Raw genomic sequence first — 15060 nt, forward strand, 5'->3', positions numbered from 1 at the left:
ACGTTCGAGAGTATGGGCCGCTATCTCGTAGAACCGTTCGACGCCGGAGACCGTTACGCCACCGAGCGCTACCAGGGCGCCGCCGGGCGCAACTGGTGGCGCTGCGACCCGTCGCTCCAGCTGCTCATGCGCCGCCGCCTCGGCGACGGCTACGCCTGGGCCGAGCCGCACCTCGACCGCCTCGGCGCGCTCATGGGCGGCCTGATCGCCGCCTGCGCGGAGGAGACCGACCGCAACCCGCCGCGGCTGGAGAAGTACGACAAGTGGGGGCGCGACATCAGCGAGGTCGTCATGCCGCCCTCGTTCCACGCCGCCCGCGACGCGCTCATGGCCGACAACTTCACCTCCCCGGCCTTCGCCGGGCAGGCCCGCGCGCACGGCGCCGACCCCGACGCGCTCGCCGCCGCCTGGACCTACCTGCTCGACCAGGCCGACATCGGCATGGGCTGCGCCCTCGGCACCGGCGGCGACATGGTGGTCTCGCTCGCCGAGCGCCACGCCCCCGACGACGTCAAGCGACGGGTACGGGAGATCTTCGCCAACGGCTACTACTCCGGCGAGGCCGCCCAGATGTTCACCGAGCGGTCCGGGGGCTCCGACCTGGCGGCCCTGCAGGCCACCGCCGAGCCCGCGGGCGACGCCTGGTCGCTGACCGGGCTGAAGTGGTTCGCCTCCAACGCCAACGGCTCCGCGTTCGTGGTCCTGGCCCGGCACGACGACTCCGTGGCGCCGTTCCTCGTGCTCTGGGATCGCCGCGACGGCACCCGCAACGGCGTGCGGATCAGGCGGCTGAAGGACAAACTCGGCACCCGCTCGGTCGCCTCCGCCGAGGTCGAGTTCACCGGCGCGGAGGCGTTCCTGCTGGCCGGGCCCGGCTCCGGCTCCGGCCTCGGCACGATGATGAAGCTCACCAACGCCTCCAGGCTCGGCGTCGCCATGATGGGCGCGGGCGTCGCCCGGCGGGCCCTGGTCGAGTCGATCTGCTACGCCCGCGCCCGCGAGGCGTTCGGCCGCCCGCTCGCCGACCAGCCCCTCATGCGCCGCAAGCTGGCCGAGCTCGTCGTCGAGGTCGAGGCCGTGCAGGCCCTCGTCTTCGACGGCCACGTCAGCCCCCGCCTCCGCCTCGCCCCCGCGCTCGTCAAGCTGCGCGCCGCCCGCCTGGGCGTCACCGCCGCCAGCGACGCGATCGAGGTGCACGGCGGCAACGGCTACATCGAGCAGTGGCCGGTCGCCAGGCTGCTGCGCGACGCCCAGGTCAACCCCATCTGGGAGGGCGGCGACCACATCCTCTGCCTCGACGTCCGCCGGGCGATGCTGCGCGAGAGCGCCCACGAGCCCTTCCTGGAGCGCCTGGAGTCGGCCGTCGCCCAGGCCCCCGAGAGCGACCCCGCCACCGCCGACCTCGTCCGCGACCGGATCGCCGACCTCCGCAAGGCCATCACCGTCTGGTCGTCGCTGGACCCCGTGGTGGCCGAGGCCCGGTTGTTCCCGCTGGCCCAGCTCATGGCCGACGTGTACGCCGCGGCGGTGCTGGTGGAGCAGGCGGGCTGGGAGCAGCGCGCCGGCCACGGCGACCGCAAGGCCCTCGTGGCCCGCCTCTACGCCGGCGCCCACCTCGCCGACCACGGCCCGCTGCGCGGCCTCGACCGTCCGGCCGAGGACCTGGACCGGTTCGACGAGCTCGTCTCCGGCGCGCTCACCCTCTGACCCGGGTCACCGCGACCGGCGGCCCTTCTTCCCGCGGGGCGCCGGCGCCGCCCGGCGCGCCGAGCCGCCCCGCACCGGCTTCTTGGCGGGCTTGCGGTCCTGCTTGTCGGCGGGAGGCGTCGGGGCGCGGCCGCGCGAGCTGTTAGCGGTACGGCCCCGGACGATGCCGATGAAGTCCTCCACCAGGTCGGTCGTCCGGTCGGCCGGCCACGCCAGCGCCACCTGCGACCGCGGCGCGTCAGGCACCGGCCGGTAGGTCAGGTCGCGGCGGTGGTGCAGCCGCGCCAGCGACTGCGGCACCAGGAGGAGCCCGGCCCCCGCCGCCACCAGCTGGATCGCCTCCGCCGTCGTGGCCGGACGCTCGAACGCCGGCAGCCCTGGACGGCCGGCCCACTCGATCGCGTCGTCCAGCGGGTGGAACACCTCCTCGCCGGCCAGTTCGGCGAGCGTCACCTCGTCGGCCGCCGTCACCAGGTGATCCTTCGGCACCACGACCACCGTGGTCTCCACGTACAGGGGGATCACGCTCAACCCCTCGCGGTCGACCGGCAGCCGGACGAACCCGGCGTCGGCGTCACCGGCGCGCAGCAGCCCCACCACGTCGGCCGCGGGCACCGCGACCAGGGAGAGCGGCACGTCGGGCACCCTCTCGGCCCAGATGCCGGCCCACTTGCCGGGCGTCACCCCCGGCGCGTACGCCAGCCGGAACTCGCCGCCGATCTCCTCAGTCATCCCGTCAGGCTACCGAGGCGAGAGGAATCGATCGGACTGACTACCCTGGACTCCATGACCTCGCTCAAGCCCAAGACGCCCCAGACGATGAAGCCCGCGACCGCGGCCAAGAAGCTGGGCATCCTCCTCTCGGCCGCTCCCGCCGAGTTCCAGGAGGGCGTCGTCTCCAGGAGCGAGCTCAACGCGCTGCAGGCCGAGCCGCCCGCCTGGCTCGCCGACCTGCGCCGCAACGGCCCGCACCCCAAGCAGGTCGTGGCCGCCAAGCTCGGGGTGTCCATCTCCGGCCTGCTCAGAAACGGCATCACCGACCCGCTCACCACCGCCGAGATCGAGACGCTGAAGGCGGAGAACCCCGCCTGGCTCGAACACGAGCGGTCCGTCCAGGCCGAGGTCCGCAAGGAGACGCAGCGTCTCAAGCAGCGCTGAGCCGCGTGGGGCTCGCCCGCGATCGGGGCGGCTTGTATGCTGCGTGACCCGATCACCTGGAGGCACGCGCCATGTCGCTGGATGAGCTGCCGGCCGGACTCCACGAGGCCGAGGACGTCACCCGCCACTGCGCCCTGGTCGAGCGCGCCGCCGCCGAGGGCCGGGCCGACGAGCTCCACGCCCTCGCCCTCGCCTTACGCGCCGCCGATCCGGGCTGGCAGCGCGACGAGGTGTTACGCCACGTCCAGCAGGCCCTGGCGCTGACCCCCGGCGCCGACCTCGCGGCCCACGCCGTGCGCCTGGCCGCGACCGAGCAGAACGAGGGGCTCGTCCGGCTGGCCGCCGCCCAGCTCGCCTCCGCCCAGCCGCTGGGCCACCTGCTTCCCCTGTTCGAGGAGTACGAGCAGGCGCCCGAGCTGTTCGCGTGCCTGACGCAGGAGCTGGTGCTGCGGCACCCCGACATCGGGCAGGAAGGCGCCGTCCGCCGGGTGGCCGCCCATCTCGCCGACGCGCACCACCCACTGGCCGTCCTCCCGCCCGCGCTGCTGCCCTTCGAGGACGCGCTGGACCTGCCCTCGTACGGCCTGCGCGGAGCGTCCTACGCCATCCCGTTCGGTCCGGTCGAGCGGTCCGGTTTCCCCCGGCGGCCCGGTCACCGGGTGCCCGCCGCCGAACTGCTCGCCCCCGGCCTCCTCACGGCGGCCGTGGAGAACTGGGCCGAGGACTCCAACGGCCGGATCGAGGCGCGGGCGTTCCGGCTGGCGATCCCGGCCGCTCTGGACGCGGAGCTGCTGGAGGGGCTGGGGCTGGCCTGCCTCGCCGGTGAGGGCGAGCTGACCATGCGGGAGGCGACGCCGTCGGAGGTGATGCGGGTGCTGTTCGCGGCGGCCGCGACCGGCTCCGCCTACGGAGGCGGCCGGGGCGGGGCCTACGGGAGGCTGCTGGCCTGGCAGTCGATGACCGCGCTGGCCGGTGGCAGCCGCATCGAGGACGCCGCCGACCGCACCTGGGCGCTGTTCGACGCCTCGACCGCCTGGTTCCACCAGGTCGCCTGGGATCTCGGCGTGGCCGCGCTGGACACCGACCGCCTGCTGGTCCACGTCCTGGCCGCCACCGACACCGACTGACGGAACTCGCCGGGCTTACGGGGCTTGGGCCTGGCTCCGTGAGGGGTGTCACATCCCGAGCGGCTGTCCCGTCCGTAAGGGGATGCCCGCCACTCACGGACGAGGGGAACGTCGATGTTCACCGCCTATCTCGTGGTCACCCTGCTCGCCGCCGTGCTCAACGGCATGGTCGCCGTCGCCAACCTCATCGGGCACGACTATCCCAAGAAACAGGCCGACAAGCTGGGGGTGCCCCGGTCCTGGACCCTCCCGCTGGGCACCCTGCTGGCCGTGGGCTCGCTGGGCCTGCTGGCCGGGTTCGCGGTGCCGGTGCTGGGCGCGCTCGCCGCCGGCGGCCTCGTGCTGTACTTCGTCGGCGCGTTCGGCGCCCACCTGCGCGCCCGCGACTACGACTTCCGCGCCTGGGCCGCGTTCTTCACCCTGGCGGTGGCCGCCCTGGGCGTGCAACTGGCCTACCACTGACCCCGCGTTCGACCGCCGCTGGGCGCGCTCGCAGGGGAACATCGGGTTCTGTCGGCAGACGAGTGGCCTTCAACGGCCGATACGGGAATCGACGCCGCGTTGGTATCATCCCGACAGGGCGTCGGTAAAATGGACCACGGCGCTGCGAAGGGAAGGATCCCCCATGCACATGATCATGAACCGCATCGACGTGCCCGCCGAGGACGCCAAGGCCTTCGAGGTCACCTTCCTGGAGAGCATGCGCGCGACGCTCGCCGGCGTGCCCGGTCTGCGGCGCAGCGCGCTCCTGCGCCCCACCCAGGAGGGGCAGCCCTACGTGTCCACGATGGAGTTCGCCTCCCGTGCGGACTTCGTCGCCTGGCTGCGCTCCGACTCGTTCAAGGCCGCCCACTCCGACAGGGAAGCGCCCGGCATGGACACCTCCTCCGCCATCGAGCAGTACGAGGAGATCGGCACGATCGAAATCTGACGACGGGCTCCCGGGCCGACGACTACCCGCCGGTGCAGTAGGCGGCACTGGCGGCGTCCGCCGGGTAGTACGACTCGACCGCGATCTCGTCCAGGGTGATGTCCATCGGGGTGCCGAACATGGTCGTCGTCGAGAACAGCCGCCGTTCGCGCCCGCCGAAGCGGAAGATCATCGGGATGGCGACCTCGGACTCGACCGGTTCACCCGCGTCCTGCGCATGGGTCCAGAAGCTCCTCGCAGAGCGCGGTGAGCTGGGGGTCGGGAGCGGTGGCGAACTGGCGCGCGATGCGCATCCGGAGCAGCGCCAGCGCCGGATACGGCTCGTGCGCGCGCAGCACCCGTTCGATCGCGTCCCAGGCCGCCGACAGCGCCTCCTGGCCGAGCGGCCGCTCGGCACAGCGGGGCGCGAAGCCGGCGGCCGGTAGCAGCCGGTTGCGCTCCCGTAACGGCACGTCGAGCTGCTCCGCCAGCCGAATGATCATCTCGGCGCTCGGCCGGCACTTGCCGGTCTCCACCAGGCTGACGTGACCCGCCTGCCCGGCGGGCCGCGGATCACGGTCGTCGACATCTGGCGGCTCGACGAGGGCCTCATCACCGAGGCCTGGGAGCTCACCGAGCCGGAGTCCCAGGCGGCGGCCAACCTGACATGGTGGGAGATCGCACGAGAGCGCGGTGTTCGGGGTGTTCTGCCGTCGCTGGGGTGTGCCGCTGATCGGCGGCGGCACGGTCCGGCTGCCGCGTCTCATCGGGCGGAGCCGGGCGATGGACGTGATCCTCACCGGGCCTCCCTACCGGGCGTGCGGGTAGTATCGCGAAGCTCTGAAGCGCCTTGAGGCGGTCACGGAAAGGATGGGCCGATGAGCAAGGCGATCACCTATGTCATCACCTATGAGAACGGGCGATGGGTGTCGCGTTGCCCCACTGGAGAGGTCGAGGGTGTCGGCGTGGCGAGCTCCTTGTCCCAGATGGAGCGCGACCTGGCGGAGATCCACGCCTGGGCCTGGCCGGAGGAGACCCCCGGCGTGGCGTTCGTCTTCGACCTTCCCGAGCACGTGGCCGAGGTGGTGACCGAATACCGACATGAGAAAGAGCTGGCCGAGGCTCATGCCAAGCGTGCCGCGGAGCTGGCCGTCAAGGCGGCGAAGGTTCTCACGAGCCACTGGTCGGAGCCTGACACCGCACGTGTCATGGGGCTGTCCAAACAGCGCGTTCACCAGTTGAAGGTCAGCGCCTGACGGCGCCAGACGGGCTCCGCCCCGCGGTCAAACACCCGCCCGAGGCCGCGCCGTTCGTCGCGTCCGCGGTGAACGCGGCCCGACGGCTCGGCGGCCCGACGGCTCGGCGGCCGGCCGGTGTCACGCGAGGCGACGCGGCCTCGGGCGGGTGTTCGGCTTCCAGCCACGGACGACGCTGGCCCGTGTCCCGGCGTCGGCGTACGCTCGGCGGGTTTCCCGAGGAGGGTTGGATGACCGTACGGGTGGAGCGCCAGGGCCCCGTGACCACCGTCGTGATCAGCAGGCCGGAGGCGCGCAACGCCGTCGACCGGGCGACCGCCGAGGCGCTCGCCGACGCCTTCCGGGCGTTCGACGCGTCCGACGCCGACGTGGCCGTGCTGTGGGGGGAGGGGGGCACGTTCTGTGCCGGAGCCGACCTGAAGGTGCTGGACAACCGGGTCGGCGAGGAGGGCGACGGGCCGATGGGGCCGACCAGGCTGCGGCTGTCCAAGCCGGTCGTGGCGGCCGTCTCCGGGCATGCCGTGGCGGGCGGGCTGGAGCTGGCGCTCTGGTGCGACCTGCGGGTGGCCGAGGAGAGCGCGGTGTTCGGGGTGTTCTGCCGCCGCTGGGGCGTGCCGCTGATCGACGGCGGCACGGTCCGGCTGCCGCGTCTCATCGGGCGGAGCCGGGCGATGGACTTGATCCTCACCGGCCGCCCGGTCGGGGCGCGCGAGGCGTACGAGATGGGGCTGGCCAACCGGGTGGTGGCCGACGGGACGGCCCGGCGGGAGGCGGAGGCGCTGGCGGGGGAGATCGCCCGGTTCCCGCAGGCGTGCCTGCGGGGTGACCGGCTGTCGGCGCTGGAGCAGGAAGGGCTGAGCGAGGACGAGGCGCTGCGCAACGAGCTCCGGCGCGGCCTGGCGTCCCTGCCGGAGGCCGCCGCCGGAGCCGCGCGTTTCGCCGGCGGCGCAGGCCGGCACGGCCGCGTCGAACCCTGATCACGGGTTCTGGACGACGGGCCGGCGCGGCCACGTCGGGCCCTGACCTAGAGGATCGGGTGGTTGGCCCTGATCACGCCGTGCGGGTCGCGGGCGCGCTTGAGGTCGTGGAGCCGGGCGAGGGTCTCGGCGTCGAAGGCGGACGCCGCCTGCTCGCCGCCGTGCAGCATCGTGTACGGCTTGCGCCCGCTGGTGTGGGGCACCAGCGCCTTCGACAGCGCGTCCATCCGCTCGGGGGTGCCGGGGATGGGCAGGCCCACCATGTACACCAGGTACGGCTCGGTGTACGGCCCGGCCGCGCCGCCCGAGGGGCGGGCCAGGGCGCCGCCGAGGTGCCGCACCTGCACGCTGAGCATCGGCTCGATGGGGTCGTCCAGCAGGATGGCGGCGACCGCGTCGTCCAGGCCGGTCAGGAGCTCGGCCCGGCCCTTCGACGGGGTGGGGTCGGTCGGCTCGTCGCAGATCGTGCCCAGGTCGGCGACCGGCATGACGGCCCTGGTGTCGCTGATCGCGCCGCCGATCGCGTCGAACGGGCGCAGCAGGTCGCCGGGGTGCTCGCCGAGGTAGGTGGAGTCGATCGTGACGAACCCGGGCCCGTCGGGGAACTTCAGCAGGTCGAACCAGACGGTCAGCTCCTCGGGGGCGTCGGCGGTGACCTCGCGGAAGGCCGCCAGCACCTCGGGCGCACGCTCCGCCGGCCACATCATCCGCCCTCCGTACAGGACGGGCGCCGGGCGCAGCGCGAACTCCAGCGCGGTCACCACGCCGAAGTCGCCGCCGCCGCCGCGCAGCGCCCAGAACAGCTCGGGGTCCGACTCGGCCGTCACCCGCACCTGGGCGCCGGAGGCGTCGACCACGTCGGCGGCCAGCACGTCGGCGGTCGCGAGCCCGTACTTCCTGGAGAACCAGCCCAGTCCGCCGCCCAGCGTGTATCCGGTCACGCCGACCACAGGGGAACTGCCCGCGATGCCGGTCAGCCCGAGCGGTCCGGCGGCGGACAGCACCGCGCCCCACTTCGCGCCGCCGCCGACCCTGGCCACGCCGTCGGTGATCTCGACGGAGTCCAGACGGTGGGTGCGCAGCAGGACCACGCCGTCGGCCGTCGCCGCGCCGTGGCCGGTGCCCTGGGTGGTCACGCTGAGGCCGTGCAGCGCGGCGTGGCCGACGGTCGCCGCCACGTCGTCGGGGCCGGCCGCCTCCACCACCGCCGCGACGCGCTGGTCGGACAGATTCCACGGCGTGCGCGCCTCGTCGAACCCGGCGTCGCCGGGAAGCCACAGGTTGCCCTTGATCATGTTTCGCAATGTGTTCATGGAACCATCCTGCGGCCCGGGGTTTGCGCCGGACTTGGGGTTGAGTTGGGGTTGACTAGGGGCGTGGACGTGCGCATGCTCGGCCCCCTTGAGGTGGTCGATCCCACCGGGGCGCGGCTTGACCCCGGCACCCGCAAGCAGCGGGCGGTGCTCGCCATGCTCGCGCTCAGCCCCGGCCGTCCGGTCTCGCTGGACCGGCTGGTGGAGGAGCTGTGGGCGGGCGAGGCCCCGGCCAAGGCGACGGCGACCTTGCAGGCGTACGTCTCCCACCTGCGGCGGGTGCTGGAGCCCGAGCGCCGGCCGCGCACGCCGCCGGCGGTGCTGCTCACCCGCGAGCCCGGCTACCTGCTCGACATCACCCCGGCCCAGACCGACGTGGGCCGGTTCGCCGCGTGGGCGGCCGACGGGCGGCGGCTGCTGGCGGCGGGGCGGCCCGCCGACGCGGCGGCCGTGCTCGACCGCGCGCTGGGGCTGTGGCGGGGGGAGCCGCTGGCGGAGTTCACCGCGTCCGGGTTCGCCCGCGCGGAGGCGGCGCGGCTGACAGAGCTGCGCTCGGGCGTGCGGGAGGACCGGCTGGCGGCCCGGCTGGAGCTGGGCGAGGCGAGCGTGCCCGAGCTGGAGGAGCTGGTGGCGGGCGACCCGTACCGGGAGCGGGCGTGGTCGCTGCTGGTGCTGGCCCTCTACCGGGCGGGGCGGCAGGCCGAGGCGCTGTCCGCGCTGCGCCGGGTGCGCGCCCTGCTCTCGGACGAGCTGGGCATCGAGCCGGGGCCGGGGCTGAGGCGCCTGGAACAGGCCGTCCACACCCAGTCGCCCGACCTGGAGGCGCTCCCGGCGAGTCCCGTCGCGAAAGAACCCCCCGGGGCCGCCACGGCAGCCGGGGCGGTGCGGCATCGGCAGCGGCTGGTCGGGCGGGAGCGCGAGGTCCGGGCCCTGGAGGAGCGGCTCACGGAGGCGCGCGGCGGACGCGGCGGGCTGGTCGTGGTGAGCGGCGAGGCGGGCATCGGGAAGACCAGCCTGGTCAACGCCGCCGCCGACCTCGCCGCCGCCCGCGGGTTCCGGGTCTCCTGGGGGCGGTGCCCCGACGGCGGCGGCGCGCCCGCGTTCTGGCCGTGGCGGCAGGCCGGCGCGCTCCCGGCGAGCCCGCCCGCCGAGCTGTTCGACCTGTACGACGACGTCCTGGCCAGGCTGCGCGAGGAGCCGGGGCTGCTGGTGCTGGAGGATCTCCACTGGGCCGACGCCTCGTCGCTGAAGCTCCTGGAGCACGTCGCCGCCGAGCTGCCCCGTACGACCACGCTGGCGATCGTCACGCTGCGGCCGGGCGAGCACCAGGAGCGGCTCCGCGAGACGCTGGGCGCGCTGTCGCGGGAAGGGCTGCGGCTGCCGCTGGCCCCGTTCGGCGCCGGCGAGGTGCGCGACTTCCTGAGGCTGCGCGAGGTGCGCGCCGACCCGGTGGCGCTGCTCGACCGGTCCGGCGGGAACCCGTTCTACCTGGAGGAGCTGCTGCGGCTGCCGGAGAGCGAGCGCGACCAGGTGCCGCCCGGCGCCCGCGACGTGATCGCCCGCCGCCTGGCCAGGCTGCCCGGCCCCACCCAGGACCTGCTGAAGGCCGCCGCCGTGGCGGGCCGCGAGGCGGACGTGGACCTGCTGTCCGCGCTCGCCGACCGGCCGGTCGAGGACGTGATGACCGCGCTGGAGCCGGCCCTGGCCGCCGGGCTGGTCGCCGAGGCGGCCGCCGGATACCGGTTCTCCCACGCCCTGGTGCGGGAAGCGCTCGACACCGGTCTCACCCGGCTGGAACGCGCCCGCCTGCACCTGCGCGCCGCCGGTCACCTCGAACGCGCCGGGGCCGACGCCGCGCTGCTGGCCGCGCACTTCGCCGCGGCCGCGCCGCTCGCCCCCGCGGGGAAGGCCGTCGGGTACGCCACCGAGGCCGCCCACCAGGCCGCGGACCGGCACGGCTACCAGGAGGCCGTCGCGCTGTGGGAGCTGGCGCTGGCCCACCTGCCGCCCGGCGACTCGCTCGCCCGCTGCCGCACGCTCACCGGTCTGGGCCAGGCCAGACGCGCCGTCGGCGACGCCGAGGGCGCCTTCCGCGACCTGACCGAGGCGATCGCCCAGGCGCAGCGGATCGGCGACCGGGCGGCGCTGGTGCGGGCGGTGTCGGTGTTCGGCGCCCCCGCCGTGTGGAACTGGCGGCCGTACGGGTTCGTCGACGACGACCTGGCCGACGTGCTGGAGAACCTGCTCGCCGGGCCGCTCGACGACCACGACAGGGCGGCGCTGCTCGGCACGCTCGGCGTCGAGCTGCACTACGGGGCGCGCCGCGCCGAGGGCGAGCGGCTGGCCGCCGAGGCGGTCGAGCTGGCCCGCGCCATCTGCGACCCGGCCCTGCTCGCCAGGACGCTCAACAACTATCTGCTGGCCGCGTTCGTGCCGGGACGCAACGACGAGCGGCTGCGCGCCGTCGACGAGCTGCTCGCCGTCCCGTTCCTGCGCCGCGAGGACCGGCTGGTGGCCCGCGCGATCCGCCTGTCCTGCCTGCTGCGGGCCGGCGAGCTGGCCGAGTGGGAGGCCGAGCTGTCGCGCTGCGAGCAGCTCCTGCGCGAGCTGCGCAGGCCCGAGCTGGAGGCGATGGTCCGGGTCGCGCAGACGGGCGGGCTCATGCTGCGCGCCCGCTGGGCGGAGGCCGAGTCGCTGCTGGAGCGCTTCCCCGCGCCCCGCTACGGGGCGAGCCTGTGGGGCCTGGACGCGCGCCGCCTGATCGCCCGCTACCTGTGCGCGCAGGCCAGGGGCGACACCGCCGGGCTGGTGGACGAGCTGATCTCGGCCGCCGAACCCCCGCTGATGGCGCCGGTGCGCCCGGTCGCGATCCTGGCCGCGCTGGAGAACGGCCGCGAGGGCGAGGCCCGCGAACTGGTCGCCCGGTGGGGCGGCGCGCTGCGCGAAGACTGGGCGGCCGACTTCCTGTGGCCGGTGTGGGGGCTGATCGCGGCCCGGCTCGGCACGCCCTCGCCGGACGATCTCTACGCCCGGCTGCTGCCGATCGCCGACCAGCTCGTGGTGCTGGGCTCGGGCAGCGCCGTCCGCGGTTCGGTCCGTGACGTGCTGGCCCAGCTCGCGCTCCGGCTCGGCCGTACGGACGAGGCGGCGGGGCACGCCAGGGCCGCGATCGCCGCGCACGAACGGCTGGGCCTGACCTACTGGGCGGAGCGCAGCCGCGCGGAATGGGAGTCCGCCGCCCGGCGGCCCGCCACCGCGCCGTAGCGGTGCCGGGGGATTGTCGGGACGTACGCGTATCGTGACCACATGTCTGACATCGAGGTCGCAGGCCGCGAAGTCCGCATCACCAGCCCGGACAAGGTGATCTTCCCGCAGACCGGTCACACCAAGCTCGACCTGGTGTGCTACTACCAGGCGGTGGGTGAGGCCGCGCTGCGCGGGGTCCACGGGCGGCCGATGGTGCTCAAACGGTTCGTGCACGGCGTGGAGGAGGAGCCGTTCTTCCAGAAGCGCGCCCCGGCCAAGCGGCCCGACTGGATCGAGGTGGCCGAGCTGCGCTACCGGTCGGGGCTGAGCGCCTCCGAGGTCGTCTGCACCGACCTGGCCCAGCTCGCCTGGGTGGTCAACCTGGGCTGCGTCGACCTCAACCCGCACCCGGTGCGGGCCGACGACCTCGCCCACCCCGACGAGCTGCGCATCGACCTCGACCCGGTGCCCGGCGTCGGGTGGGACGACGTGCTGAGCACCGCCCAGGTGGCCCGCGAGGTGCTGACCGACCACGGGCTGACCGCCTGGCCCAAGACGTCCGGCTCGCGGGGCTTCCACGTCTACGCCCGCATCGAGCGGCGCTGGACGTTCGCCCAGGTGCGCAAGGCGGCCGAGACCGTGGCCCGCGAGGTCGAGCGGCGCGCCCCCGGCCTGGCCACCAGCCGGTGGTGGAAGGAGGAGCGCCACGGCGTGTTCGTCGACTTCAACCAGAACGCCTACGACCGCACCGTCGCCTCGGCCTACTCCGTCCGCGCCGTCGCCGACGCCCGCGTCTCCACGGCGCTCACCTGGGACGAGGTGCCGGGCTGCCGCCCGGAGGAGTTCACCCTCGACACCGTCCCCGCCCGGCTGGCCGAGTCGGGCGACCCCTGGGAGGACATGGACCTGCACGCCGGCTCCCTCGACGGCCTGCTCGCGCTGGCCGAGGAGCTCGGCCCGGCGCCCAAGCCGCCCAAGGGCACCGGCCGCAGGCAGCAGACCAAGCCGGTCATCGAGATCGCCAAGGCCCAGCACAAGGACGAGGCGCTGGCCGGGCTCGACCGCTGGAAGGCCCGCCACCCCGCCGTCGCCGCCCGGCTGGAGCCCGCCGACGTGCTGGTCGACGGCATGCGCGGGCGCAGCAGCGTGTGGTACCGGATCCGCGTCAACCTCCAGCACGTGCCTGAGGCGGAACGCCCGCCGCAGGAGCCGCTGGAGGTCGACTACGACCCCTGGAGCTAGCGGCCGGAGCCTCAGCGACCAGAGCCTCAGCGACCGGAGATCAGGTTGGCGAGGTGCGCGAACGGCGAGGTGGTGGTGCCGTGGTCGTTCTCGCGCCGGTCGGCGGCCCGATACAACGCGTAGATGAGCTGCACGCCGATCCACCGCAGCGGCTCGGGCTCCCACTGCCGCACCTGGCGGCCCACCCACGGCAGCGCGGTCAGCTCGGTGTCGCGCCGCAGCACCAGGTCGCGCAGCGTGCGCCCGGCAAGGTTGGTGGTGGTCACGCCGCTGCCGACGTAGCCGCCGGCCCAGCCGAGCCCGGTCTCGTGGTCCAGGTGCACGGTCGAGCACCAGTCGCGCGGCACCCCGAGCACGCCGCACCACGCGTGCTGCACCCGCACGTCCGCGGTGGCGGGGAACAACTTGACCAGCATCCGCCAGAGCGCCGCGACCGTCTGCGCCTGCGTCGCCCCCCACACGTCCGTACGCGACCCGTACCGGTAGGGCACGCCCCGGCCGCCGATGGCGATCCGGTCGTCGGCGGTGCGCTGCGCGTAGATGTAGCCGTGCGCCTGGTCGCCGAGCAGTTCGTTGCCCGACCAGCCGACGTGCTTCCACACCTCGGCGGGCAGCGGCTCGGTGACGATCATCGAGCTGTTCATCGGCAGCCACTGCCGGTGCTGCCCGGCCAGGCTGGAGGTGAAGCCCTCGGTGGCGCGGATGACGTACTCGGCCGTGACCGTGCCCCGGTCGGTGACGGCCGAGGCCCGGCCGCCCTCGCGCGGGCGGATCTCGGTCACCGTGGTGCTCTCGAAGATCTCCACGCCCAGCGCCTCGGCCGCCCGGGCCAGCCCGACCGCCAGCTTGGCCGGCTGGATGCGGGCGCAGTGCGGCGAGTAGGCGGCCTCGATGGCGCCGGCCACGTTCAGCCGCTCGCGCATCTCGTCGCGGTCCATCAGCCGCATGTCGTCCTCGCCGTACCCCCAGGTGCGCAGGTCGTCCACCTCGGCGCGGAGCCGGCGGCGCTGCGCCGGGTTGGTGGCGACGTGCACCAGCCCGCCCTTGTGGACGTCGGCGTCGATGCCCTCCTCGCGGGCCACGTCGATGACCTCGTCCACGGCGCGGAACATGGCGTGCTGCAGGTCGATCATCGCCTGACGGCCGCGCGCCCGGGCGTGCCGCTTGCGCGACCCGGCGAACTCCGCCGACAGCCAGCCGCCGTTGCGTCCGGACGCGCCGAACCCGGCGAACTCCTTCTCCAGGACGGCGATCCGCAGATCAGGCTGGGCCTTCTTCAGGTAGTAGGCCGTCCACAGGCCGGTGTAGCCGCCGCCGACGATCGCCACGTCGTACGCGCGCGGACCGGGCAGCGGCGCCCGGCGCGCCGGCAGGCCGGCCTGCCGGTACCAGAACGAGACCCCGCCGTTGGCGAAGTCCCCCGTCAGCGGGATCCCTTTCACGTCGAACCGCCTCCATATCAGGCTAGTCGGGAAGAAGAAACGGAGTCGGCGACCCGTCGGTGATGGTGGCGTGGTGCTCAGGCGGGGGTGGGCGGGCTGATCATCCAGATGACCTCGGCCGGCTCGTCTCCCTCGTTGGCCACCCGGTGCGGCACCGAGGTCCGGTACTCCACGCTGTCACCCGGCCCGAGCACCTGCGGGGAGGCCGAACCGGCCGGGCCGAGCCAGATGGTGATCCGGCCGCGCAGCACGAGGAGGATCTCCTGGGACTCGCCGTGGGAGTACGGCTCGTCGCCGGTCGAGGTCCCGGGGTCGAGCTCTCCCGCGTACACCTCGAGGTTCTGGAGGGGACGCTGGGAGATGAGGTACTTGCGGGTGCCGGGGGCGGTGGGTAACTCGGGACGGGCGGAGCGGCGCACCACCCGGGGCCCGAGCGCGTCGTCCTCGTTGAACAGGTCGGCCACGGTGAGGCCCAGGGCGGTGGCGATCCGCCTGAGCATGCCGATGCTGGCGCTGCTGTGACCGCGCTCCAGCTGGCTGATGAAGCTGGGGCTCGCCTTCGCCTCGACGGCCAGCCCGCGCACGGTCATGCGGCGCATGTTCCGGTACGCCCGGATGCGCGCTCCCAGGCGGGCGGTTTCTGGCTCCGTCATCGAACCCTCGGTCGGCGGGACTGAACAAG

General features: G+C 74.2%; 15 protein-coding genes. 9 read left to right on the forward strand and 6 right to left on the reverse strand.

What is annotated here, in order from left to right; genetic code table 11:
- Positions 1 to 12 precede the first annotated feature (12 nt).
- Entirely contained in the window at positions 13 to 1707 is a 1695-nt protein-coding gene (locus ACGFI7_RS09575) for an acyl-CoA dehydrogenase family protein (RefSeq protein ID WP_393401401.1), read from the forward strand.
- Positions 1708 to 1713: 6 nt separating this feature from the next.
- On the opposite strand, the gene ACGFI7_RS09580 is transcribed toward ACGFI7_RS09575, so the two are convergent.
- The gene (locus tag ACGFI7_RS09580) at positions 1714 to 2439 is read right to left on the reverse strand and encodes a LysR family substrate-binding domain-containing protein (RefSeq protein WP_393401403.1); all 726 of its coding nucleotides are present in this window, start codon (positions 2437 to 2439) and stop codon (positions 1714 to 1716) included.
- A gap of 54 nt (positions 2440 to 2493) precedes the next feature.
- Between ACGFI7_RS09580 and ACGFI7_RS09585 the strand changes: the two genes are divergently transcribed.
- From ACGFI7_RS09585 to ACGFI7_RS09600, 4 genes are all read left to right on the forward strand, one after another.
- Positions 2494 to 2865 (forward strand): DUF5997 family protein, encoded by a 372-nt coding sequence (locus ACGFI7_RS09585; RefSeq protein ID WP_393401405.1) that lies wholly within the window; start codon positions 2494 to 2496, stop codon positions 2863 to 2865.
- Positions 2866 to 2936: 71 nt separating this feature from the next.
- A complete protein-coding gene (locus tag ACGFI7_RS09590; protein WP_393401408.1) occupies positions 2937 to 3992 on the forward strand; it encodes a DUF6183 family protein in 1056 nt (351 codons plus the stop codon).
- Positions 3993 to 4106: 114 nt separating this feature from the next.
- Positions 4107 to 4454 carry a DoxX family protein gene (locus ACGFI7_RS09595; protein ID WP_393401410.1) on the forward strand — a complete coding sequence of 116 codons (348 nt, stop codon included), beginning with the start codon at positions 4107 to 4109 and terminating at the stop codon, positions 4452 to 4454.
- A 163-nt stretch (positions 4455 to 4617) separates the two neighbouring features.
- Positions 4618 to 4923 (forward strand): antibiotic biosynthesis monooxygenase family protein, encoded by a 306-nt coding sequence (locus ACGFI7_RS09600; RefSeq protein ID WP_393401413.1) that lies wholly within the window; start codon positions 4618 to 4620, stop codon positions 4921 to 4923.
- Positions 4924 to 4945: 22 nt separating this feature from the next.
- Here ACGFI7_RS09600 and ACGFI7_RS09605 read toward each other — a convergent pair whose 3' ends face one another.
- Together ACGFI7_RS09605 and ACGFI7_RS09610 are read right to left on the reverse strand one after the other, a co-directional pair.
- The gene (locus tag ACGFI7_RS09605; protein ID WP_393401415.1) at positions 4946 to 5095 is read right to left on the reverse strand and encodes a hypothetical protein; all 150 of its coding nucleotides are present in this window, start codon (positions 5093 to 5095) and stop codon (positions 4946 to 4948) included.
- 28 nt (positions 5096 to 5123) lie between these two features.
- On the reverse strand, positions 5124 to 5702 hold the full coding sequence (locus ACGFI7_RS09610; RefSeq protein WP_393401417.1) for a hypothetical protein: 579 nt from the start codon (positions 5700 to 5702) through the stop codon (positions 5124 to 5126).
- 78 nt (positions 5703 to 5780) lie between these two features.
- Here ACGFI7_RS09610 and ACGFI7_RS09615 point away from each other — a divergent pair, with 78 nt between their 5' ends.
- Positions 5781 to 6158 (forward strand): hypothetical protein, encoded by a 378-nt coding sequence (locus ACGFI7_RS09615; protein WP_393401419.1) that lies wholly within the window; start codon positions 5781 to 5783, stop codon positions 6156 to 6158.
- Between the two features lie 230 nt (positions 6159 to 6388).
- On the forward strand, positions 6389 to 7135 hold the full coding sequence (locus ACGFI7_RS09620; RefSeq protein WP_393401421.1) for a crotonase/enoyl-CoA hydratase family protein: 747 nt from the start codon (positions 6389 to 6391) through the stop codon (positions 7133 to 7135).
- A 47-nt stretch (positions 7136 to 7182) separates the two neighbouring features.
- Here ACGFI7_RS09620 and ACGFI7_RS09625 read toward each other — a convergent pair whose 3' ends face one another.
- On the reverse strand, positions 7183 to 8448 hold the full coding sequence (locus ACGFI7_RS09625) for an FAD-binding oxidoreductase (protein ID WP_393401423.1): 1266 nt from the start codon (positions 8446 to 8448) through the stop codon (positions 7183 to 7185).
- Positions 8449 to 8511: 63 nt separating this feature from the next.
- Between ACGFI7_RS09625 and ACGFI7_RS09630 the strand changes: the two genes are divergently transcribed.
- Entirely contained in the window at positions 8512 to 11712 is a 3201-nt protein-coding gene (locus ACGFI7_RS09630; protein ID WP_393401426.1) for a BTAD domain-containing putative transcriptional regulator, read from the forward strand.
- 42 nt (positions 11713 to 11754) lie between these two features.
- The gene (ligD, locus tag ACGFI7_RS09635; RefSeq protein WP_393401428.1) at positions 11755 to 12936 is read left to right on the forward strand and encodes a non-homologous end-joining DNA ligase; all 1182 of its coding nucleotides are present in this window, start codon (positions 11755 to 11757) and stop codon (positions 12934 to 12936) included.
- A 26-nt stretch (positions 12937 to 12962) separates the two neighbouring features.
- Here ligD and ACGFI7_RS09640 read toward each other — a convergent pair whose 3' ends face one another.
- Together ACGFI7_RS09640 and ACGFI7_RS09645 are read right to left on the reverse strand one after the other, a co-directional pair.
- Positions 12963 to 14378, reverse strand: coding sequence for an NAD(P)/FAD-dependent oxidoreductase (locus ACGFI7_RS09640; RefSeq protein WP_393401430.1), 1416 nt, complete (start codon positions 14376 to 14378; stop codon positions 12963 to 12965).
- Positions 14379 to 14455: 77 nt separating this feature from the next.
- On the reverse strand, positions 14456 to 15031 hold the full coding sequence (locus ACGFI7_RS09645) for a helix-turn-helix domain-containing protein (protein WP_393401433.1): 576 nt from the start codon (positions 15029 to 15031) through the stop codon (positions 14456 to 14458).
- Positions 15032 to 15060 lie beyond the last annotated feature (29 nt).

The organism is Nonomuraea sp. NPDC048826 (assembly GCF_043198225.1).
GTDB lineage: Bacteria > Actinomycetota > Actinomycetes > Streptosporangiales > Streptosporangiaceae > Nonomuraea.